We start from the raw sequence: 21,205 nt of genomic DNA, 5'->3' as shown, positions 1-21,205 counted from the left end.
ACGTTCTTATTTGATTCGAAAAGTCAGATCATACATACGGAGGTACATTTCATGGCTAAGAATCATTTTACACGTAAGATACTCATCACCCTCGCATGGGGCCTAATTGTTGGAATTGGGTTCATTTTTCTGCGTGAGTATTTAATATCAACCAATCACCAAGCACTCTGGACGTCGATAGACAAATTGTTGTTTGCCGATATCAGTGTGCCAGGTAATAAAAATGCAGTCGGAATCTTCTACATAGTAAGCCAAATTTTTATGAGACTTTTACAAATTGTTTTAGTTCCACTAATCTTCACTTCTATTATTAAAGCAATTGATCATATTCGTGAGTCAAGCTTACTCAACAAGCTGGCAACAAAAGGTATTAAGAATTTTATTCTGCTTCTAACTGTTGCAGTTATCCTTGGAACAACAGTTGGTTACTTTGGTTACAGCATGGGTTGGTTCCAGTTATCGAATCTTGAATCGATCGAGCTTGCTCAAACAACGGTTAACGACAATAATCCTTTGATGATTGTCTTAAATGCCTTCAATAATAACTTTGTATCGATGCTTTCAAATAACGGAAATATCATTGCTGTGGTTGTCTTTGCGCTTATCGTTGGTGTTGTCATGCAAAGTGTACGCGATCAAATCGATATCTTACGTAAATTTATCAACGAAGTCTACATTATTACGATGAAACTTCTTGAAATCGTCATTGTTAAGTTTGGACCATTCGCAATTTTTGCATTATTGGTTAGAACGCTTGCATCCTATGGAACAAACTATCTGCAGCCAGCAATGGTTTACATGGTATTGACATCCTTAACCTTACTGGTCTTGATGTTTGTAGTCTTCCCATTAATTGTGTTTGTACGTACTGGGTTATCTCCAGTTATTTTCCTAAAGAAAATGTATAAGGTAATCGCGTTTGGTTTCTCAACATCGTCGTCAGCAGCAACATTACCCTTAACGCAAGAAACCGTAATGCATGATTTAGGTGTTGATGAAGCGATTGCTTCGTTCATCGTGCCACTTGCATCTGCCATTAATATGACAGGAACGGCCATTATGCAAATTGTCGCAACCTTATTCATAGCATCGGTAGGGGGGTATGAAGTTGGCCTTGTTCAAATGATTTCAATTATTGCGCTTGTAGTAATTGGATCGATAAGTACCCCTGCGGCTCCAGGTGCTGGTGCAGTCTTGCTCTTCACAATTATTAGTGGGATGGGGTATGTTAATCCGGAAGCACTTGCTGCATATAGTTTTATTTTCGCAATCAACCGTCCGGTAGAAATGCTTGTTACTGCTGCGAACGTCATGGATGATGGGGTGAGTGCGTTATGTGTCGCTCATGAACTAGACATGGTTGACGAAACGCTGTTTCACAAAGGGTGGGATGCTCAAGCAACTCCGACTCCATCAATAGAATCTTAAAAGCGCTAATGCGCTTTTTTATTTGGTTTGTAAAAAGATATCTTAAGTAGTACACCTAAACCTCTCACACCTTTCAAATGAATTACTGATATGGTAATAGTACGCACAAAAGCACAGAGTACAGGGATAAAGGTTATGGAAAACACAAGAAACAATGATTTGAAACAAACAGGATACGATGTATTTTTCACGGAAATGTATGATGAAACGGTAAGTTTGGTATACAGTATCGTCTATAAAATTACCAATAATCAAAATGACGTCAGTGCATCTGTGAGTGCAGCTCGGAAGTATCTTGTGAACGGACTGGAATAATATTTTCTGAAATTTGAGACTTTGTGCTGACGGATTCGTTGGATTAAGGGAGAGACACTTCCGTTTACTGCATAATGGAAATTCTGTCAGAAGGGAGAACTTGAAAACATGAAACAAAAAATAAGTATTGTTATGGTGATTGTTGTCAGTATTATGCTGTCACTTGCACCAGTGATTCAACAGATTGAGGCGGCTGATCGAAAAGAAATTGTGTTAGAAACACTGGATGCAAAAGTAACCAATGAAAAAGGGGACGTTATTGGTTCAGCAAATCAATATACAGTTATTAAGTTTGCGTTTGACTTTAAAATTCCTAACAATATCGGAAAGAAAGGTGACTACACAAACATCACCTTGCCGGATGCCCTTAAATTCGAAGGAAACAATAAATTTGAGGTGAAGGATAGTCTTGGGAATATCGTTGCGTATGCCACCGTTAATCCACTTACAAAGACCGCGGAGCTCGTTTATACAGATTATATCGAAAAGAATTCGAATATTGCAGGATCATTGGAATTCCTCACACGAATCGACACAACCACAACTCAAGTAGGTGAAACGGTTCAGATTGAAATTGATATTAATGGCACGGTTGTTTTTGGAGGCACGATTGAAATCGAACATAATAGCGACGATCCAAACGAAAAATTCTCAAAGTACAATTGGTTCTTAAACGAAGCGGGAACTCAAATTCAAAACATTCTACGGATTAATCCTTCGGGTGGGACTTTTAATGCTGCTGTTGTTTATGATGAATTGCGCACTGACGGTCTAGAGTACGATCTGACATCGTTCAAAATTTTAAAGGGAGATTGGATTCTAGATACTCAAGGCATTTGGCGAATGGATAATGGCGTTGATGTGACGGCAGACTTCACGATTAAATTGGGGAAAGACAGGCGCTCTTTTAGTATTGATTTTGGCGAGATTATGAACTCAGATGAATACATGGTTCAATATATCACTGCGATTTCTTATCAGCCTGTGTCGGATGAAAGATTTGAAAACTATGCCAAACTTGAAGGTACAGAGGTCATCATTAAAGAAGAGATTCGAAAGATGGTTTATTATGCTGGCGGTGGTGGTGCAAATGGGTATAACCATGGAATTAAACTCCTTAAAGTTGATAAGCAAGGTAATCCACTTGAAGGTGCAACGTTTACACTAACTCGAGACCGTACGAACCAAATCGTGGCAACAAGCACATCAGATGAAGATGGTATCGAGGCTTTTTCGGATTTACTGAAGGATGATTATACAATCGATGAAACAATTGCGCCAGATGGGTATCTGCTGCTGGAAAGTCCGATTGCGATACCTAATGGTTTACTGATTGCGAACGGTGTCTATGAATTGATGGTGGAGAATGAGAAAGTTGTACCACCGATAGATTGAATATCGATCAATGGATCCAAAACATGGGTTGATGGTGAAAGCCCGCTTCGGCCTGAAACAATCACTGTACGCTTGTATGCGGATGGAACTGAGGTAACGAATGTTATACCAATCTGGGTCAAAGCAGGTGATGTATGGATTTATACGTTTAAGGATGGTCCAAAAATGAATCTCAATCAAACAATTATTTATACTGTAAGTGAGGATGCGGTAACGGGCTACCAAACAAATATCACGGATTTCAATATTACGAATACGCTTGTGGAACCACCGCTTGAACTTATTTCAATTCAATGAACTAAAACATGGGTTGACCAATCCAATCAATCAGGGCAACGTCCTCATGCCATAACAGTACGCATATACGCTGATGGTAAAGAGGTACAAAATGTTAAACCTATGTGGTCTAAAGCCGATAATGTTTGGTACTATGAATTTGCAAATTTACCAAAATTTGCAAGGGAACGAAGTATTGAGTATACAGTTCGTGAGGATGCTGTTCCCGTCTATACAACACAAATTGAAGGATTCGATATCACGAATACATTAAATCCTAAACCTGTATTACCAGAAACAGGATTAGCAGATAATGATTACGGATGGATCTTAATTGCGGGTGGTTTTATCATGATGCTCGCATCAGGAATGAAACGCCGTCCAAAACACTAAGAATCACAAATAAGTTAAAAAAACCGCAACTTTAAAAACTGCGGTTTTTTTAACTGCTATTAAGGTCTATAAAAAACTACAACGAATCCTAACCTTATATAGTGGAAACATTGCCCCGTTTTTTGTTATGATAGGAATGAGGGACTCTTATGAAAAAATATCGCAAAAATCTAAAGGCATTGTTTACAATGATGTCTTCAAATGAAGGAACACTTTTCACATACGCATTCGCATATTCACTAATCGTTGGGATTGCTCCCATTTTAATTTTATCAGTTGTTTTTATTGGGAAATACGTTGTTCCAGTAGAGCAACTTATTTCATTTTTACAGCGCTATATTCCGAAAGACTTAATTGAGCCGTTTGTACTCTATATCTCGGCTTCTAATTTTGATAACTTAGGACTTTTGATTACATTGTTTGCAGCGAGTGTATGGGTTGGATCCAAAAGTATCTACTCATTTTTAATTCTGAGTAGTGAGCAAGATCAAGTATCGGTTAATGGTTGGTTACTTCGCGGGCTATCGGTTACTTATTTCTTGCTGATTTTAGTTGGAGTTGCAAGTGTGGGGTTGATTATGGGATTCTTTGACTTTTCATACAAGCTTTTTGTCATCCCATTGGTCATCGGCTTCTTTATGGTTTTTTACCGTCTGATGTCTTTTCGCTATACCAAGTGGCGGGAGGTGCTTCCAGGAGCTATTATTGCAGCATTAATATTACTGCTTTTAGGGCAACTATTCTTTGTTTATATTAATCGCTTTACGAATTATCAAACGATTTATGGTCCGCTAGCATCCATTATGATTTTACTGATTTCAGGATGGTTTATTGCTTGGATTATTTTCTTTGGCTATAGTATCAATTATGTCTTTAGAGATAATGAATCAGAATTGCCAGAAAAGAATCGCTTTATACGATTCTTAACTAAGTTTTAGGAGGTCGTTATGTCACCAGAATTCAAAACTGAAGTTGATAATGTTACATCGTTATGGGGATATATCTCGTCACCATTTGCACAACGTGTCATTGCGACCGCAATCTTATTCTTGGGAGTGTGGGTCATTAACCGTGCGATTGAAAGTGCGATTGAGCGTATTGCCAACGAGCGTCGAATTGATATCAACAAACGCACAATTTACCAATTAATCGCGAAAATTATCCGCTACATCCTCTATGTCATTGCATTTACTTTTATGCTGGAAATTTTCAACATCTCAATTGCTCCGTTACTCGCAATTGGTTCTGCAGTCGGTGTTGCAGTTGGGTTGGGTGCACAAGAGGTTGTACGTGATACGATATCTGGATTCTTAATTCTTACAGAAAATCAATATGTAATCGGCGATGTCGTAAAAATCGAAGATTCTGTTGGGGAAGTCGTTGAAGTAACGCTACTGTCGACGATTTTGCGTAATGGATTAACAGGTGAAGTCATTACCATTCCCAACGGTGAAATTAAAGTTATCGTGAATTACTCAAAAGAGTATATGAATGCCTATGTTGATATTCCGATGCCTTATGAAATGAGTACAGATTCCATCATCTCAACTTTACAGGACATTGTGTCCCCAATGAATTATGAGGGCGCCCTTACGCCGGTTGAGGTTATTGGTATCGTCGACTTTGCTCAAAGTGCTATTAAAGTTCGGGTTAGTGTTAAAACCGAAGCGGGCAAGAATTATGAAATTGAACGCCGTATGCGCAAAGATATAAAAAATGCGCTGGACGAAAAAGGAATTGCAATGCCGTATAATACTCAAACAGTTCATCTTAAACAATAAAAGGCTCCGAAAGGAGCCTTTTATTGTTGGTAGTCAACATCCGAGAGGTCGAAGCCATTAAGTGCTAAAAAATCATGCTTAAATTGTTCGAAATCTGTGACGGACTGAAAGTTTTCTGCTGTAACGTCATTTAAAATGGTCTGTACATCAAGTTGGGTTGCAGCATCTAGCTCATACGCGTCTAAACGATAGAGTCCATCCGCATCAATAATGGCTTGATTTCCATAAATCATATCTTTGTATAAACGGTATTTATGCATCGTGATTGACTCATGTGTTTGCTTCATTTTCATGACTTTAAATAATGCGCTTGCATACAAGGCAACAGTTGGGATAAATACTGACGCTTTGGTTACAACAGTTTTCGATGCTGAAATAATGGCTTCACCACGGATCGGTTGAAGCTTCTTATTAATTGCGTCATTAGCACGTTCTAAGTCTCGTTTGGCATTTCCAATTGTGCCATCCTTATAAATAGGATACGTGACTTCAGAACCGACATATGTATAGGTTACAACTTTAGCGTGGTCGTTTAGAAGATTGGCTTCTAGGAGTGCATCAACCCAAAGTTCGTAGTCGTCACCGCCCATAACAACCCGTGTATTTTCAATCTCTTGAGGTGTTGCCGGCTGTAATGATTCTTTGAACAGTGTCTCTTTCGCAATATCGATTGAATATCCTTCAAAAGGCGTACCAATGGGTTTCAATGTTGATATAAATTTCTCTTGGGTATCGGGATGAATACGAATACCACTAGCAACAGAATAGACGACTAAATCAATTTTTCGACCAGCTTCTACAAAATCAGCAATAACTTTTTGCTTCGTTTCATGGCTAAACGCATCAGCATTCAAATCATCAGATGCATAGCCATGTTCCTGTGCCAATGTCGCGAAAGCAGTATTGTTGTAGTAACCAGCACTTCCAGTGCTACGACCTTTAGGACCGCGCTCAAAACTCACGTTGTAAGTATAGGCATGAGCGTTGAATGTTAAGGCAATACGGGTTGCTAATCCATAGCCCGAACTCCCACCGATTATCAAGACATTGAGTGATTTTTCTGTGATATTTGGAAGATTTTGAACTTCTTTAATTTGATTTTTGATGTTTTGGAAACACCCTTCTGGGTGGGCATTGAGTGCGATATTATCGCGAATTAACGGTTTGATTGTCATCATAAACACGATTCTCCTTTGTTGACTTACAAAAATCATTATATTATCATTTAGTTTGAATATCAAACTATTTGTTTGGAGGTAAATTATGAACATTGATGATATCAAGCAATTAATAGACATTTTAGAAACATCAGGACTTGAGTCCTTAACCTATAAAAACCAAGATTTTGAAATCGCATTACAAAAACCAGTAACAAATACATTTGTACCATCGCAAGCGATTGCCCAGGCAGTGATTGCACCAGTTAATTCAGAACCAGCACCTGCAACCAACGCGATGACATCTCCGTTAGTCGGTGTTTACTACAGTAAACCATCACCAGATGCACCTGAATTTGTAAAAGTTGGACAAACAGTCAAAGTCGGCGATATCCTTTGCATTATTGAAGCGATGAAAGTCATGAATGAAATCAAAGCGACACAAGCAGGTGTCGTAAAAGAAATCTATGTATCAGAAGGTGCTACGGTAGACTTTGATCAACCGTTATTTGTAATTGAATGACAATGATTCAAAAAGTTTTAATCGCAAATCGTGGTGAAATTGCTGTTCGGATTATTCGTGCATGCCGCGAATTGAACATCAAGACTGTGGCAGTTTATGCCACGGTTGACCGTGATTCGTTACATGTAAAGTTAGCCGATGAGGCAATATGTATTGGCGATCACCGTCTTGAAAATTCATATTTAAATCACAACGCAATTCTACAAGCTGCTGTGAATACTCAAGTCCAGGCGATACATCCTGGATTTGGTTTTTTGAGTGAAAATGCAGATTTTGTCCGTGCATGTGAACGTGTTGGAATTACCTTTATCGGACCAAGTGCAGACTTAATTGATAAAATGGGCGATAAACAAACTGCCAGAGAAACGATGATTGCTGCTGGCGTACCAATTGTGCCCGGATCAAAAGGGCTGATTCATGATTTAGCACAGGCTTATCAGGTTGCAAAAGAGATTGGTTATCCTGTATTAATTAAGGCAACGGCAGGTGGCGGTGGTAAAGGCATGCGTGTCTGTTATGAGGCCGCTTTATTGGAGGATGCTTTTAACCAAGCACGTCAAGAAGCTTTTAATGCATTCAACAATGCAGACGTCTATATCGAAAAATTTGTTGAAGGTCCCCGCCATATTGAAATTCAAATTCTAGGAGATAAGCATGGGAATAGTGTGCATCTTTTTGAACGTGAATGCTCGGTTCAACGCAACAATCAAAAAATGATTGAAGAAGCACCGGTCCAAAACCTATCGTCTAAGACTCGAAAAAAACTGTATGATGTCGCTACAAAAGCTGCGAAACAAGTTCAATACGTCTCTGCCGGAACGTTGGAATTTATCATGGATAAAGACGAAAATTTTTACTTTATTGAGATGAATACTCGCATTCAAGTGGAACATCCAGTTACCGAATTAATAACTGGCGTGGATATTGTAAAAGAACAAATTCGAATTGCGGAAGGAAAGCCACTCTCTTTTAAGCAATCAGACTTAAAGACAAATGGTCATGCTATTGAAATTCGTGTCAATGCAGAAGACCCTGACCAAGGCTTCAGACCCATGTCAGGAACGTTGAATGGGCTTCATTTTCCGGGTGGAAATGGTGTTCGTATTGACTCGTTTGTGTACCAGGGGTATAAAATTCTTCCATTCTACGATTCGATGATTGCGAAAGTAATTGTACACGGAAGCAATCGAGATGAAGCGATGGAGAAAGCCATTCGTTGTCTAGAGGAAATTGACTTGGATGGTATTAAAACGAATGTGGACTTCCAACTCGAAATTCTTCTCAATCAAAAATTCCAAGACAATGTGTATGATACGACATTAGTTCAGACACTATTGAAGGGAGATAAACATGTTTAAAAATTTAAAAAATAAAAAATCAAAAGTAGATGCAATAAAAAATCCAGAGTATTTATCTGCGTCGATTGAGGTGCCGGATGGCATGTATGACAAATGTCCCAAATGCGAAAAAACGCAGTTACTCGAAGTGATCCAGAAGAATCGATGGGTATGTCCAACGTGCGACCATCACTACCGTATGCATGCGGCTTCACGCGTGCAAATGACCTTTGATAGCTTCCGTGTATTCAACCATCGGGTTAAATCAAAAGATCCTTTGAATTTTCCTGGATACGCTTCTAAGTTGGATGACTTAAATTCAAAACAAGGAGTCTACGATGCTGTAGTCTGTGGGGAAGCAACCCTTGGCAATCATGAAGTAATCGCAGTCATTATGGATTCAAACTTTCTCATGGGTTCAATGGGAACTGTTGTTGGAGAAAAAGTGACACGTGCCTTTGAACGTGGCATGCAACAAAAGAAACCTGTCATCGTATTTAGTGCTTCTGGTGGCGCACGAATGCAAGAAGGAATGCTAAGTCTGATGCAAATGGCAAAAACCAGTGGAGCTGTGGGCCGTTTTCAAGATAATGGTGGCTTATTTATTAATGTCTTAACAGACCCAACTACAGGTGGTGTCACTGCTAGTTTCGCCATGCTCGCAGATATCATTCTTGCAGAACCTAAAGCACTGATTGGTTTTGCTGGACCGCGGGTAATTGAACAAACATTGAAACAACCATTACCAGAAGGGTTTCAAAAATCTGAGTTTTTATTAGAGAAGGGATTTGTGGATGCAATCGTATCACGTCATGATATGAAACAAGAACTCGTAAAAATACTAAGCATTCACGGTAAGTAACATGACGACTGCATGGGAAAAGGTTGAACGCGCACGTTCAAAAAACAGAATTAACACACAAACAATTTTCGATACCATCCTTACAGATTTTACGGAATTTCATGGTGATCGCTACTTTGGTGATGACCCAGCCATTAAAGGCGGTATTGGCATGCTCAAAGATATGCCAGTCACTGTGATTGGTGTCGTTAAAGGACGCGATACCGAGGAAAACCTGAAAGCAAATTTTGGAATGGTACATCCTGAAGGGTATCGTAAAGCACTTCGTCTTATGAAACAAGCCGAAAAATTTAAACGACCAATTATAACGTTTATTGATACACCGGGAGCGTATCCTGGAATCGGTGCAGAAGAACGCGGACAAGGGGAAGCAATTGCTCAAAATTTGATGCAAATGATGACCTTTGAAGTACCTATTATTGCGGTTATTATTGGCGAGGCGGGGAGTGGTGGTGCATTAGCACTTGCTGTTGCGAATGAAGTATGGATGCTTGAAAACTCAATTTATAGCATACTCTCGCCAGAAGGCTTCGCCTCGATCTTATATAAAGATGCATCGAGGGCAAAGGAAATTGTTGATGATATGAAAATCACGAGTGATGCCCTCCTAACCCTGGGAATCATTGACGATATCATTGTGGAACATGACGATAACCAAGAATTGGCTCAACAAATCGGTGATAAACTTTATAAATCGCTTTTAAAGTATAAGAAGAAGCGTGGTTCAAGTCTTGTAAAGCACCGTTATGAACGATTTAGAAATATGGGTGAGGTAGAACATGGTAACAAGTAAAATAATTGCAACGGGAAGGCATGTTCCTGATTTTAGTGTGACCAATACAGACTTAAGTAAAATTATGGACACCAACGATGAATGGATTCAAAAAAGAACTGGAATTGAAGCCCGCCGTTTTAGTGACAAGAGTACAACCTATATGGCAACAGAAGCAGCTTTTGAAGCAGTCGCATCCTTGGATGTTGAGACCATAGATTGCATTATCGTAGCAACTTATACTCCGGATTCATTCATTCCAACGGTTGCGAACCAAGTTCGCTCAAATCTTGGAATTAAACGATCCATTCCTTCATTCGATATCAATGCAGCATGTTCGGGATTCCTCTATGCCTTTCAAAACGCTCATGCATTCATCAAGGCCGAAGTATACAAGCGAGTCCTTGTGATTGGTGCGGATTTTAACTCGCGTTACCTAGACTTTGCGGACCGATCGACTGCAATTTTATTTGGTGATGGTGCTGGTGCGATTGTGATGGAAGCGGCATCTTCAGGAACGATTGATTGTGTCATTGGCGGCGAAACGGATGTTTTAGCAAGTATTACTGCGCCCAATTTAACCGATCATCCCAATCCGTTGTTGCCTCGCGATCTAATTGCCCATGAACATTTCAAAATGAAAGGTTCGGATGTCTTTAAATTTGCGGTGAAAACGATGGAAACTGAAATTAATGCCATACTTCAAAAGCATAATTTGAGTATGGACGATATTGATTATGTGGTGTCACACCAAGCCAATCAACGTATTCTTGACAGTGCAGCACGTGCACTCAAAGTACCAACAGATAAATTTTTGAGCAATGTTAAAGGGATTGGTAATACGTCTGCGGGAAGTGTGCCTATATTACTGGATGAAGCAGTTAAAGACGGCCGAATTCAACCCGGAATGAAGGTAATTATGATAGCGTTTGGCGGTGGTCTGACCTATGGGACCGCGCTTTTGGACATCTAATTCAGTTGACAGATAAACGATAAATCTATATAGTTTGAATATCAAAGTAAATTAAAGGAGCAAAACTATGAACGAAAAAATTAAAGAAATAGTAGCAGAAATTTTAGATGTTGAGGTAGCAACAATTGCCGAAGATGCATCAATCTTAGATGATTTAGGAGCGGATTCAATTGCTGTGATGGAAATTGTCATGGAACTTGAAGGCGAGTATGGTGTTGAAGTCCCAACTGAAGATATTCTGACATTAAAAACAGTAAATGATATTGTCGCATATATCGAATCGAAACAGTAATGACAGTTGGTTATATTTTTGCAGGCCAGGGCCAGCAGTTTGTATCCATGGGTGAAGATCTTGTAGCGTTGTACCCCAGTGCGGCACGTACATACGCTCAAGCATCACAAATACTAGGATATGATGTCTTAAAATTAGATGAATCACAACTTAGTGAGACGCGATTTACCCAGCCTGCACTCTATGTACTGCATACAGTTATTGCCCAATTACTAGAAACAAACAACATTGCAGCAAATGTCGTTTGTGGTTTGTCATTAGGAGAATACAATGCCATTACTGAAGCAGGAGTCATCGACTTTGAAACAGGACTCACACTCATCCAAAAACGAGCAGAAATTATGCATAATGCCCTCACTCCGTACACAAGTGGCATGGCAGCATGTCTCAAGACTGATCGTCAAACGGTAGAAGCGGTACTTCAAGGTCATGATGTCGCAATTTGTAATGTTAATACACCGTCACAAATTGTAATCGGTGGAAATATAAACGCGCTCGAAACTGTAATTCCAGCACTCAAAGCAGCTGGTGTTCGAATGGTGATACCTTTGAAAGTATCGACGGTATCCCATATGGCATTGCTTAAGCCTGCAAGCGTATTATTACGCGACGTACTTGAATCAATTCCCTTCGGAACACCTAGGATTTCATTCATCAACAATATTCATGCACAAGTCCAATCCGATAATTTTGTGGATACATTAGCACGTCACATTTCCGAACCAACGGAACTTGCGGCATCAATCCAAAAAATGGTAGATATGGGTGTGGATACGATCATTGAGATTGGACCTAAAGGTTCAATTTCTAAATTTGTAAAAGAGATATGTGGCGATACAGTAAAAACGTATAACGTCTATTCTGCTGAAACATTGGGAGGACTTATTAATGACCAATAAAATAGCAATCGTAACGGGTGCAACAAAAGGGATTGGCTTGGCGATTGCCCGTCAGCTAGAAAGTGACGGCTATCGTGTATATGGAACATATGTTCGAGATTATGAACCGGGCTATGTTGCACGTCTAGAAACACCAACTTTTAAATTACATCAAGTCGATGCACGCAACCTTGAAGCGTGTGATGCTTTTATTAAAACAGTGCAGACCGAACAAGGACGTATTGATGTTCTTGTCAATAATGCAGGTATCGTTAAAGATAATTTAATGATGCGTATGCAAGCGAGTGATTTTACTGATGTTGTGGATGTTAATTTGGTGGGACCTTTCAACATGGTTAAGGCAATCACTAAGCCCATGATGCGCCAGAAAAGTGGTGCAATCGTCAACATTACGTCAGTAATTGGTGTCGTTGGTAATATTGGACAAGCAAATTATGCAGCAAGTAAAGCCGGTCTCATTGGCTTTTCTAAAAGCATTGCTAAAGAATTCGCAACGCGCGGTATTCGCGTTAATTGTGTTGCTCCAGGGTTTATTGAAACTGAGATGACAGCGTCACTTGACGATGCCATCCGAAAACCAATCTTGGATGCAATTGCACTAAAACAATTTGGGGAACCCGAAGACATTGCACACGCCGTAAGTTTCTTAGTGAGTGATCAAGCAAAATATATAACTGGTCAAACACTGAATGTGTGTGGTGGCATGGTGATTTAGAGGTAACTATGAAAAAACGTGTAGTGATTACAGGACTCGGAATCGTGAGTCCTTTAGGTAATGATGTTGAAACGGCGTTTCAAAATGCGATCAATGGTATCAGTGGTATTGAACGCATTACACATTTCGACACAACAGATTTAAAAGTAAAAATTGGAGCTCCGGTTAAGAATTTTGATGGGTTAAAGTATTTAAGCAAACGGGATGCGCGTCGTCAAGATCTTTTCAGTCAGTTTGCGGTCTATGCTGCAAACGAAGCATATCGCGATGCTGGACTCAATGATGAAAATCACGATCCAAAGCGAACTGGAGTGATTATGGGAACCGGTATGGGTGGTATGCAGACCTTTGCAAATGACTTAAATCGTGCCTTTGAAGGTGGATATGGTAAAATTCCGCCAATGTTTATTCCAATGATTATTCCCAACATGGCAGCTGGTAATGTCGCGATTTCGCTAAATACAAAAGGTCATGTTTCATGTGTCACAACAGCTTGTGCTGCCGCAACACATGCAATAGGTGACGCATTTCGCATGATTCAGTATGGCGATGCTGACATTATGCTAGCGGGGGGAACAGAAGCTGGTGTATCACCGTATACACTTGCAGGATTTAATGCCTTAACCGCATTAAGTACAGAAGAGGATCCGGTACGTGCTTCACGTCCATTTGATAAAAACCGTAACGGTTTTGTTTTAGGTGAAGGATCAGGAGTCCTTGTCTTAGAATCATATGATCATGCGATGGCTCGTGGGGCAAAGATTTATGGCGAGATGGCTGGTTATGGTTCAACCTGTGATGCCTTTCATATCACTGCTCCAAATGGAGAAGGTGCTGTAGATGCGATGCGTCAAGCCTTAACTGATGCAAACATGGCTCCGGAAGATATTTCATATATTAATGCACACGGAACTAGTACACCTTTAAATGATAAATTTGAATCTCAAGCAATCATGGAAGTTTTTGGAGATCAAGCATCTAAGGTTGCAATCTCGTCAACAAAATCTATGCATGGCCATGCTTTAGGTGGAACTGGTGGCATTGAAGCTGTTTTGTCAATTAAAGCAATGGAGCGAAGCATTGTCCCACCAACTATAAATTATGAAACACCTGACGAAGACTGTCCTTTAGACTATGTACCCAATGTCGCTCGCAAGATGGAAGTTAATGCAGTGATGTCTAATTCCTTAGGATTTGGTGGGCATAATGCCGTTATTGTCTTCAGAAAGGAAGTGTAGTCGTATGTTAATGAATTCAAATGATATTCAAGCGATCATTCCGCATCGATACCCATTTTTACTGGTTGATGCGGTGAAAACGATGACGGAAACATCCATTGTCGCAATTAAAAATGTATCTGTAAATGAGATGCATTTCATGGGTCATTTTCCTCAAAAACATGTGATGCCTGGCGTCTTAATTACTGAAGCTTTAGCACAAGCTGGAGCGATTGTATTGTTGTCGCAACCGCAATTTAAAGGGAAAATAGCCTATTTTGTTGGAATCGATAACTTTAAATTTAAGAAACAGGTGATTCCTGGAGATCAATTAGAACTTCATGTTGAACTCGTAAAACTCAAGAGTATTATGGGAATTGCAGAAGCAAAAGCATATGTTAATGGGGAGGTTTGTGCCCTTGGAACAATCAAATTCGCCATTGGCGATTAAAACTGGGATCGATTTAGTGCACATGCCTCGTTTCGAGAAACATGTCACTGATCAGCGGTTTTTGCAACGTATTTTAACAGACCGGGAACTGGTATTGTTTGAAGAACTTACCACAACCCGTCGAAGATTAGAGTTTCTTTGTGGTCGTTATGCGTGTAAAGAAGCATATTCAAAGGCTATGGGAACTGGAATTGGTGTGACTGATTTTCATGATTTTGAAGTCTTGAAAAATGATTCAGGAGCTCCAGTTAGCGATAAAGGCGCGGTCTCAATCAGTCATGATGGAGCGTATGCGATTGGAATGGTGATTATTTATGGATAATTTTTATATGTTAGTAACTTTTATTGCGTTGCCGTATTATTGGATTCGTTCGCAATGGTTGCGCCGTTATGGCTCAGATGACCAAATTGACCGTGAGTTGAAGATGTATTCACGTCATTATTTTGGTATCAGAGGTAAAACGATTACTCCGGTGAATCGACCGGTGGATCCAGGCACCTGTATCTACTTATCGAACCATCAATCCCATAATGATATTTTTGTTGCTCTAGGAATTGTTGAAACACCATTCCGCTTTGTTGCCAAAAAAGAATTGTTTACAAGTTTTATAACAGGGTCATTTATGAAAATGTCCCGTTCTTATCCGTTAGATAGGGAAGATCCACGCCAATCATTGACCCTACTTAAACAAGCACTTGAAGATACTACTGAAGGTCATTCTTTACTGGCATTTCCAGAAGGAACACGGTCCCATCAGAAAGAAATGGTTGAATTTAAAGCGGGCATGTTTTCTGTGCTTCGAAAGAGCACGGTTCCCATTGTCCCAATGTATATCAAAAATAGCTATAAGAAAAACACACGTAATTATGAGGTGTTCTTTGGCGAACCCATGCTCCCAGAAACTTTTAATAAACTGAAGGGAACAGAATTAAGCCTTGAAGTGAAACGTCGTATGGAGATGTTGATGCACCAAGCTTATCAATAAAAAAGCGACTTTTTAAAAGTCGCTTTTCATGTCATCGTCTGAAATGTGCGTTTCATCGACTGTAATTGCGGCAAATAATCCCCGAGTTACTTCTTTGAGTTGGAGTGGGTTAAGACCCATCTGCTGTCCAATTTTCCCTGCTGATACGATGATTTCATCCATCGACTGCGCAGCGTCAGCAATGACTGTTGGAAACTGTTTCTTCATGCCAAGTGGAGAGCATCCTCCCCGTACATATCCGGTCAAGTCAAACAATTTATTTAAATGTAAAAGCTCGACCCGTTTCACTCCGAGTGCCTTGGCTGCCTTTTTCATATCGATATGATCAAAAATTGGAATAACTGCAACAAAGTGATCACTGCCACTTTCAAGGACGATCGTCTTGAATACCTTTTGGGCTGGCTGATTGATTTGAGTAGGCACATCGATTCCTTTTTCTATCTCATCTTTACTATATTCGTACATGTTATATGCATATTTTTTTTGATCAAGAATACGCATTGCGTTAGTTTTCTTTACTTTCATGTAATCACCTATAAATAGTCTAACACAGAGTCTTAACGAGATATAGGAAATTGCGTATAATCATGTCCCTGTCGCTTTTGCTTAACATAAACACAGGAATTATGTGGAATGTTAATTCATTGGGTAAATGCTTGAATATGTGTCTTGCTATTGGTATTCTTGTTATATCAAGCAAAGTAAATAACATGTGTTAAGTGCCAGAAGGATGGGAAGTCGCCTCTGGACGAAACGAAAGTGCAGTATGTTATTGCCTCCGTTGCATAACTTTTCTTTAACTTGCTTGAAAAGAAAAGAGGATTTGAAATGAAAACAAAAAAAATAGCAGTGATGGCAATGTTTGTTGCAATACAAATTGTTGTATCACGTTTGTTGAGTGTGACGACTCCAATCACAAAGATCAGCTTTACGTTTATACCCTTAGCAGTAACTGGGTATTTAATGGGAGTGAAAATATCGATGCTTATCGCGATAATTGCTGATCTAATTGGAGCTACACTATTGCCTTCGGGGCCCTATTTTCCAGGGTTTACCGTCTCTGCAGCAGTGACTGGTGCAGCATGGGGAATGTTGAAAGGTAAGGATAAACCGTGGCTTTGGGTCATTGGGATTTCTTTCTTTCACTTTGCATTTGTAAGCTTACTATTGAATTCGACCTGGATCTATATGATGGGTGGAAAAGCCTTTTCGGCAATCATTGGGCCCCGTGTTTTAAAGTCAGCGATTATGCTCCCACTAGAAATAATTATTAACGGTTCACTCATCACAGCGTTACAACGTCAAAAATTTGGTGAGAAACTGATCAATGGTCTATAATAGACCATTTTTATTATGGTACACTAGGTATAATTGAAAGGGTGATAGTATGAAAAATGATGCATTAATTTCACAAGAAGCAAAATATGAAAAAATTAGTGTCGTTGCGGACCAACTTGGTCTTAAAGAAACCGAGTATGAAGTATATGGGAACTACAAAGCAAAACTTGATTTATCACTGTTAGACCGCCCACGAAAAGCAAAACTAATACTGGTGACAGCTATTAATCCAACACCTGCGGGTGAAGGGAAAACAACGGTTAATATTGGATTATCGATGGCGATGAACCAACGCGGTTATAAGACGGTGACAGCACTTCGAGAACCCTCTTTGGGGCCAGTGTTTGGTATGAAGGGTGGCGCGACAGGTGGTGGATATTCACAGGTCATTCCGATGGATGATATTAACCTCCATTTTAATGGTGACTTTCATGCAATTACGGCTGCGCATAACTTACTAGCAGCTATGATTGATAATCATATTTATCATGGTAATGAACTCAAAATCGATCTTAATAATATTGTTTGGGGACGGGCATTAGATACGAATGATCGTGCCCTACGACGTCTCCAAATTGAAAACAAAAAAACACCACATCAAACATTTTTTGACATTACAGCGGCGTCGGAAATTATGGCGATTTTCTGCTTAGCAAAAAATATGGATGATTTACGAAAACGTCTGTCAAATATTATCGTTGCTTATGATATCGAAGGCCGCGAAATACTGGCTAAAGACCTCGAAGCAGTAGGAGCGATGTTGCTCTTACTAAAAGATGCGATGCGTCCTAACCTTGTGCAAACGCTCGAAAATACACCTGCAATTATCCATGGCGGACCATTTGCTAATATTGCCCATGGTTGCAACTCAATTATTGCGACTGAGATGGCAATGAAACTTGGTGATTACGTTGTAACTGAAGCGGGATTTGGGGCTGATTTGGGTGCGGAAAAATTTTACGACATTAAATGTCGCATTGGAGAATTTAAGCCTGATGCAACAGTTTTGGTAGCGACAATACGTGCATTGAAGTATAACGGAGGCGTTTCGGTTCATGCCTTGAATGAAGAAAACCTTGAAGCATTGGCACTTGGAAGTGCTAACCTTAAGCAACATCTTGAGAACATGCGGAAGTATAGTGACAACATCGTAATCGCTATTAACCGATTCCCAAGCGATACGAAAGCAGAAATTGAGTACCTGCAAACATTAGCGTGGACGCTCAATGTTTCAATCATTCTAACTGATGTTTATAGCCAAGGGGGTTCGGGTGCGCTCGAACTTGCTGATCACGTTGTTGCCTTGTGCGAAAAAAACAACCGTTTCAATTACCTTTATGAGGCATCCGTCGATGTTTATAAAGCAATCGAAACTGTTACTTCGGAAATATACCGTGCGGATCGGGTAGAATATTCCGATGTAGCCAAAGCGAAAATTGATAAAATTATGGAAACCTATCCACAAGGATTACCGGTGTGTATCGCTAAAACACAATATTCCTTTAGTGATGACCCTAAAGCACTGAATGCCCCACGTGATTTTGTCGTCAATGTTCGTGATGTGCGTTTAGCCAAGGGTGCTGGATTTTTAGTAGTATTATTGGGAGCAATTATGACAATGCCTGGATTACCAAAAACACCAAATGCGGTAAACATGGACTATGATGGTACAGTCATTGGATTAACATAAGACGCATATGCGTCTTTTCTTTTTTATTCAAATGAAATCGCATCCAACATAGGCTCATAAATTGTGATAAACTATCTGTAGTAAATGAGGTCAGAAAAGATATGGAAACTAATGTCAATGAATTACTAAAAAATGAATTAAACCAATTCAAAGCACACCAAATTGATGCTGTTTTGGATTTAATGGCAGATGGCAATACTGTTCCGTTTATTGCACGTTATCGTAAGGAAGTTACGGGAAGTCTTGATGAGGTACAAATCCGTGAAATTGCAGACCGTTTCGAGTATCTTACAAATCTTGAGAAACGAAAAGAAGAAGTTATTCGTCTCATTGATGAGCAAGGGAAATTGACGGAAACGTTACTTGCAGACATTCAAAATGCGTCGGTTCTTCAAAAAGTCGAGGATTTATACCGTCCGTATAAACAAAAACGCCGCACCAAAGCGACAATCGCTCGTGAGCGCGGCTTAGAGCCATTAGCAATCGAGTTTATGGCATTACCAGATGCGTTCAATCTGGAAGAGCTGGACTCATACCTAAACGAAGCGTTTGAACTCAATACCCGTGAGGATGTTTTAGCGGGTGTTCACGAAATTATTGCGGAGGTTGTTTCGGATGAGCCAACTTACCGCGAATGGATTCGTGATATGACCTCAAAACATGGGGTTGTCGTAAGTAAAGTTAAAGATGCAAAGAAAGATGAGCGTGAAGTCTATGAAATGTATTACGAGTTTTCACAGCCTGTGGATAAAATTGCATCGCATCGAATTTTAGCACTAAACAGAGCAGAAACAGAAGGTGTTTTAAAAGTTGATATTGAGATTGATGAAGCTCGTATTCTTGAGTATTTCCGTCGTCGCATAATTGGAAACAAGAGTAACTCTGCAACTGTTGAATATGTCCAAAATGGTTACACAGATAGTTACAAACGGTTCATTAAGCCAGCCATTGAACGTGAAATTCGAAATATGATGACTGAAAAAGCAGACAAACAAGCAATTCATATTTTCGGTGAAAATCTTCGAAATTTACTGCTTCAAGCACCTTTGAAAGGCCAAACGGTTATGGGATTTGACCCAGCGTATCGTACGGGTTGTAAATTAGCAATCGTTGACGCAACGGGTAAAGTCGGTTCTATTGATGTTATTTATCCACATGAACCGGCCCCTGAGCATAAGCGTGCTCAAGCTGCGACAATTTTCAAAAATCTTATTACAAAATTTGATGTAGATACTGTTGCAATTGGTAACGGTACAGCGTCTCGTGAATCGGAAGCTTTCGTTGCTAAAGCCTTAAGTGAACTTGGTGGTAAAACAGCCTTCGTTATTGTGAATGAGGCAGGAGCGTCTGTGTATTCTGCTTCTGATGTTGCACGTAAAGAATTCCCAGATTTACAAGTTGAACAACGTTCGGCTGTAAGTATTGGACGTCGCCTTCAAGATCCACTGGCAGAACTCGTGAAAATTGATCCGAAATCAGTTGGTGTCGGCCAATACCAACATGATGTTTCCCAAAAAGAGTTAACGACTGCACTTGATTTTGTCGTTGAAACAGCAGTTAACCAGGTTGGGGTTGATGTAAATACAGCATCACCACAGCTCTTGGAATACGTTGCTGGGCTAACAAAAACAACAGCACAAAATATTGTAAATTATCGTGAAGAACATGGCGTTTTTAAGAATCGTAAGGCGATTAAAGATGTACCACGTCTGGGTCCTAAATCATATGAACAAGCAATTGGTTTCTTACGAATTCCAAACGGAGAGTACATCCTAGATAACACTGCAATTCACCCTGAAGCATATGCTACTACTGAAAAAATCTTAAAGCACTCAAATATTAAACCTGAGGAATTGGGAACAGAAGCAACTAAAGCCAAAATTGAAGGCATGTCAATTAATGAGCTCGCTTCGTTATACGATATTGGGAAGGTTACCTTAGAAGATATTTTTGCAGCATTAAAACAACCAGGACGTGACATGCGTGAATCAATGGCAGGGCCATTATTACGTAAGGATGTCTTGAGTATGGAAGATTTAAAACCGGGTATGGAACTTCAAGGAACTGTTCGAAATGTCGTGGATTTCGGTGCCTTTGTTGATATTGGAGTTAAACAAGATGGCCTGGTTCATATTTCTAAATTAAGTAAACAATTTGTAAAACACCCTACTGATGTTGTTTCAGTTGGCGATATTGTTCAAGTCTGGGTATTGGAAGTTGACCTAAAGAAACAGCGAATTCAGCTTTCGATGATCAATACGGGCGAAAATTAGTACATGGAAAGTACCGCTAAAAACAAAATATTTATCTTACTTATCGTTAGCTACAGCTTGATGCTTGTCTCATTAATCATGGATAGAAATAGTCTCATCATGATCTTAGCTCTTGGAATTAGGCTAATAGTA

General features: G+C 39.7%; 23 protein-coding genes, 1 pseudogene and 1 riboswitch. Of the genes and pseudogenes, 22 read left to right on the top strand and 2 right to left on the bottom strand.

Features of this window, described 5'->3' with window-relative positions:
* The first annotated feature begins 51 nt into the window (after window positions 1-51).
* From GVV22_RS03380 to GVV22_RS03350, 7 genes and pseudogenes are all read left to right on the top strand, one after another.
* The gene (locus tag GVV22_RS03380; RefSeq protein WP_159648763.1) at window positions 52-1,428 is read left to right on the top strand and encodes a dicarboxylate/amino acid:cation symporter; all 1,377 of its coding nucleotides are present in this window, start codon (window positions 52-54) and stop codon (window positions 1,426-1,428) included.
* Window positions 1,429-1,563: 135 nt separating this feature from the next.
* Complete coding sequence (locus tag GVV22_RS03375; RefSeq protein WP_159648762.1) at window positions 1,564-1,743, top strand: hypothetical protein; 180 nt, start codon at window positions 1,564-1,566, stop codon at window positions 1,741-1,743.
* Window positions 1,744-1,851: 108 nt separating this feature from the next.
* Complete coding sequence (locus tag GVV22_RS03370; protein WP_159648761.1) at window positions 1,852-3,138, top strand: Ig-like domain-containing protein; 1,287 nt, start codon at window positions 1,852-1,854, stop codon at window positions 3,136-3,138.
* Window positions 3,139-3,435, top strand: coding sequence for a Cna B-type domain-containing protein (locus GVV22_RS03365; protein WP_159649201.1), 297 nt, complete (start codon window positions 3,139-3,141; stop codon window positions 3,433-3,435).
* A gap of 12 nt (window positions 3,436-3,447) precedes the next feature.
* A pseudogene (locus GVV22_RS03360) lies at window positions 3,448-3,807 on the top strand (Cna B-type domain-containing protein); the annotation flags it as partial.
* Window positions 3,808-3,956: 149 nt separating this feature from the next.
* On the top strand, window positions 3,957-4,745 hold the full coding sequence (locus tag GVV22_RS03355; RefSeq protein WP_159648760.1) for a YihY/virulence factor BrkB family protein: 789 nt from the start codon (window positions 3,957-3,959) through the stop codon (window positions 4,743-4,745).
* 9 nt (window positions 4,746-4,754) lie between these two features.
* Window positions 4,755-5,588 carry a mechanosensitive ion channel family protein gene (locus GVV22_RS03350; RefSeq protein WP_159648759.1) on the top strand — a complete coding sequence of 278 codons (834 nt, stop codon included), beginning with the start codon at window positions 4,755-4,757 and terminating at the stop codon, window positions 5,586-5,588.
* A gap of 20 nt (window positions 5,589-5,608) precedes the next feature.
* Here the strand turns inward: GVV22_RS03350 and fabV are convergent, their stop codons facing one another.
* Window positions 5,609-6,766, bottom strand: coding sequence for an enoyl-ACP reductase FabV (gene fabV, locus GVV22_RS03345; protein ID WP_159648758.1), 1,158 nt, complete (start codon window positions 6,764-6,766; stop codon window positions 5,609-5,611).
* Window positions 6,767-6,851: 85 nt separating this feature from the next.
* Here fabV and accB point away from each other — a divergent pair, with 85 nt between their 5' ends.
* From accB to GVV22_RS03285, 12 genes are all read left to right on the top strand, one after another.
* Window positions 6,852-7,268 (top strand): acetyl-CoA carboxylase biotin carboxyl carrier protein, encoded by a 417-nt coding sequence (gene accB / locus GVV22_RS03340; protein WP_159648757.1) that lies wholly within the window; start codon window positions 6,852-6,854, stop codon window positions 7,266-7,268.
* A gap of 2 nt (window positions 7,269-7,270) precedes the next feature.
* Entirely contained in the window at window positions 7,271-8,626 is a 1,356-nt protein-coding gene (accC, locus tag GVV22_RS03335; RefSeq protein ID WP_159648756.1) for an acetyl-CoA carboxylase biotin carboxylase subunit, read from the top strand.
* Window positions 8,619-9,467 carry an acetyl-CoA carboxylase, carboxyltransferase subunit beta gene (gene accD / locus GVV22_RS03330; protein WP_159648755.1) on the top strand — a complete coding sequence of 283 codons (849 nt, stop codon included), beginning with the start codon at window positions 8,619-8,621 and terminating at the stop codon, window positions 9,465-9,467. Before accC ends, accD begins: the two co-directional genes overlap by 8 nt.
* Before the next feature lies 1 nt (window position 9,468).
* The gene (locus GVV22_RS03325) at window positions 9,469-10,260 is read left to right on the top strand and encodes an acetyl-CoA carboxylase carboxyltransferase subunit alpha (RefSeq protein ID WP_159648754.1); all 792 of its coding nucleotides are present in this window, start codon (window positions 9,469-9,471) and stop codon (window positions 10,258-10,260) included.
* Window positions 10,247-11,212, top strand: coding sequence for a beta-ketoacyl-ACP synthase III (locus GVV22_RS03320; protein ID WP_159648753.1), 966 nt, complete (start codon window positions 10,247-10,249; stop codon window positions 11,210-11,212). The genes GVV22_RS03325 and GVV22_RS03320 overlap by 14 nt, the downstream gene beginning before the upstream one ends.
* A gap of 67 nt (window positions 11,213-11,279) precedes the next feature.
* On the top strand, window positions 11,280-11,504 hold the full coding sequence (locus GVV22_RS03315; protein WP_159635569.1) for an acyl carrier protein: 225 nt from the start codon (window positions 11,280-11,282) through the stop codon (window positions 11,502-11,504).
* A complete protein-coding gene (locus GVV22_RS03310; protein WP_159648752.1) occupies window positions 11,504-12,403 on the top strand; it encodes an ACP S-malonyltransferase in 900 nt (299 codons plus the stop codon). Before GVV22_RS03315 ends, GVV22_RS03310 begins: the two co-directional genes overlap by 1 nt.
* Window positions 12,393-13,118, top strand: coding sequence for a 3-oxoacyl-[acyl-carrier-protein] reductase (gene fabG / locus GVV22_RS03305; protein WP_159648751.1), 726 nt, complete (start codon window positions 12,393-12,395; stop codon window positions 13,116-13,118). Before GVV22_RS03310 ends, fabG begins: the two co-directional genes overlap by 11 nt.
* Window positions 13,119-13,126: 8 nt before the next feature.
* Window positions 13,127-14,356, top strand: a complete 1,230-nt coding sequence (gene fabF / locus GVV22_RS03300) for a beta-ketoacyl-ACP synthase II (protein ID WP_159648750.1) — start codon at window positions 13,127-13,129, stop codon at window positions 14,354-14,356.
* Between the two features lie 4 nt (window positions 14,357-14,360).
* Complete coding sequence (gene fabZ, locus GVV22_RS03295) at window positions 14,361-14,786, top strand: 3-hydroxyacyl-ACP dehydratase FabZ (protein ID WP_159648749.1); 426 nt, start codon at window positions 14,361-14,363, stop codon at window positions 14,784-14,786.
* Entirely contained in the window at window positions 14,755-15,108 is a 354-nt protein-coding gene (gene acpS, locus GVV22_RS03290) for a holo-ACP synthase (protein ID WP_201290686.1), read from the top strand. Before fabZ ends, acpS begins: the two co-directional genes overlap by 32 nt.
* Window positions 15,101-15,772, top strand: coding sequence for a lysophospholipid acyltransferase family protein (locus GVV22_RS03285; RefSeq protein ID WP_159648748.1), 672 nt, complete (start codon window positions 15,101-15,103; stop codon window positions 15,770-15,772). Before acpS ends, GVV22_RS03285 begins: the two co-directional genes overlap by 8 nt.
* Before the next feature lie 12 nt (window positions 15,773-15,784).
* Here the strand turns inward: GVV22_RS03285 and ybaK are convergent, their stop codons facing one another.
* Entirely contained in the window at window positions 15,785-16,297 is a 513-nt protein-coding gene (ybaK, locus tag GVV22_RS03280; protein ID WP_159648747.1) for a Cys-tRNA(Pro) deacylase, read from the bottom strand.
* A gap of 170 nt (window positions 16,298-16,467) precedes the next feature.
* Window positions 16,468-16,558: riboswitch (THF riboswitch) on the top strand.
* 42 nt (window positions 16,559-16,600) lie between these two features.
* Between ybaK and GVV22_RS03275 the strand changes: the two genes are divergently transcribed.
* The 3 genes from GVV22_RS03275 (at window position 16,601) to GVV22_RS03265 (ending at window position 21,073) form a co-directional block, all read left to right on the top strand.
* A complete protein-coding gene (locus tag GVV22_RS03275; protein ID WP_159648746.1) occupies window positions 16,601-17,110 on the top strand; it encodes a folate family ECF transporter S component in 510 nt (169 codons plus the stop codon).
* A 49-nt stretch (window positions 17,111-17,159) separates the two neighbouring features.
* Window positions 17,160-18,800, top strand: a complete 1,641-nt coding sequence (locus GVV22_RS03270) for a formate--tetrahydrofolate ligase (protein ID WP_159648745.1) — start codon at window positions 17,160-17,162, stop codon at window positions 18,798-18,800.
* A 101-nt stretch (window positions 18,801-18,901) separates the two neighbouring features.
* Window positions 18,902-21,073: a Tex family protein gene (locus GVV22_RS03265; RefSeq protein WP_159648744.1), complete on the top strand. Its 2,172-nt coding sequence runs from the start codon at window positions 18,902-18,904 to the stop codon at window positions 21,071-21,073.
* Window positions 21,074-21,205: the final 132 nt, after the last annotated feature.

Origin of the sequence: Erysipelothrix aquatica (genome assembly GCF_009828825.1) — a bacterium.
In the GTDB taxonomy this organism is placed as follows: domain Bacteria; phylum Bacillota_I; class Bacilli_A; order Erysipelotrichales; family Erysipelotrichaceae; genus Erysipelothrix; species Erysipelothrix aquatica_A.
This window is presented reverse-complemented; position numbering and strand designations above follow the sequence as displayed.

What these genes read in the sequence shown, in the direction of transcription:
- GVV22_RS03370 (WP_159648761.1), top strand. Translation starts at nt 1,852, where the DNA reads ATGAAACAAAAAATAAGTATTGTTATGGTGATTGTTGTCAGTATTATG.
- GVV22_RS03320 (WP_159648753.1), top strand. Translation starts at nt 10,247, where the DNA reads ATGGTAACAAGTAAAATAATTGCAACGGGAAGGCATGTTCCTGATTTT.
- GVV22_RS03265 (WP_159648744.1), top strand. Translation starts at nt 18,902, where the DNA reads ATGGAAACTAATGTCAATGAATTACTAAAAAATGAATTAAACCAATTC.
- fabF (WP_159648750.1), top strand. Translation starts at nt 13,127, where the DNA reads ATGAAAAAACGTGTAGTGATTACAGGACTCGGAATCGTGAGTCCTTTA.
- GVV22_RS03375 (WP_159648762.1), top strand. Translation starts at nt 1,564, where the DNA reads ATGGAAAACACAAGAAACAATGATTTGAAACAAACAGGATACGATGTA.
- ybaK (WP_159648747.1), bottom strand. Translation starts at nt 16,297, where the DNA reads ATGAAAGTAAAGAAAACTAACGCAATGCGTATTCTTGATCAAAAAAAA.
- GVV22_RS03315 (WP_159635569.1), top strand. Translation starts at nt 11,280, where the DNA reads ATGAACGAAAAAATTAAAGAAATAGTAGCAGAAATTTTAGATGTTGAG.
- GVV22_RS03325 (WP_159648754.1), top strand. Translation starts at nt 9,469, where the DNA reads ATGACGACTGCATGGGAAAAGGTTGAACGCGCACGTTCAAAAAACAGA.
- GVV22_RS03355 (WP_159648760.1), top strand. Translation starts at nt 3,957, where the DNA reads ATGAAAAAATATCGCAAAAATCTAAAGGCATTGTTTACAATGATGTCT.
- fabV (WP_159648758.1), bottom strand. Translation starts at nt 6,766, where the DNA reads ATGATGACAATCAAACCGTTAATTCGCGATAATATCGCACTCAATGCC.
- accD (WP_159648755.1), top strand. Translation starts at nt 8,619, where the DNA reads ATGTTTAAAAATTTAAAAAATAAAAAATCAAAAGTAGATGCAATAAAA.
- fabG (WP_159648751.1), top strand. Translation starts at nt 12,393, where the DNA reads ATGACCAATAAAATAGCAATCGTAACGGGTGCAACAAAAGGGATTGGC.
- accC (WP_159648756.1), top strand. Translation starts at nt 7,271, where the DNA reads ATGATTCAAAAAGTTTTAATCGCAAATCGTGGTGAAATTGCTGTTCGG.
- GVV22_RS03350 (WP_159648759.1), top strand. Translation starts at nt 4,755, where the DNA reads ATGTCACCAGAATTCAAAACTGAAGTTGATAATGTTACATCGTTATGG.
- GVV22_RS03380 (WP_159648763.1), top strand. Translation starts at nt 52, where the DNA reads ATGGCTAAGAATCATTTTACACGTAAGATACTCATCACCCTCGCATGG.
- accB (WP_159648757.1), top strand. Translation starts at nt 6,852, where the DNA reads ATGAACATTGATGATATCAAGCAATTAATAGACATTTTAGAAACATCA.
- GVV22_RS03310 (WP_159648752.1), top strand. Translation starts at nt 11,504, where the DNA reads ATGACAGTTGGTTATATTTTTGCAGGCCAGGGCCAGCAGTTTGTATCC.
- GVV22_RS03270 (WP_159648745.1), top strand. Translation starts at nt 17,160, where the DNA reads ATGAAAAATGATGCATTAATTTCACAAGAAGCAAAATATGAAAAAATT.
- fabZ (WP_159648749.1), top strand. Translation starts at nt 14,361, where the DNA reads ATGTTAATGAATTCAAATGATATTCAAGCGATCATTCCGCATCGATAC.
- GVV22_RS03285 (WP_159648748.1), top strand. Translation starts at nt 15,101, where the DNA reads ATGGATAATTTTTATATGTTAGTAACTTTTATTGCGTTGCCGTATTAT.
- GVV22_RS03275 (WP_159648746.1), top strand. Translation starts at nt 16,601, where the DNA reads ATGAAAACAAAAAAAATAGCAGTGATGGCAATGTTTGTTGCAATACAA.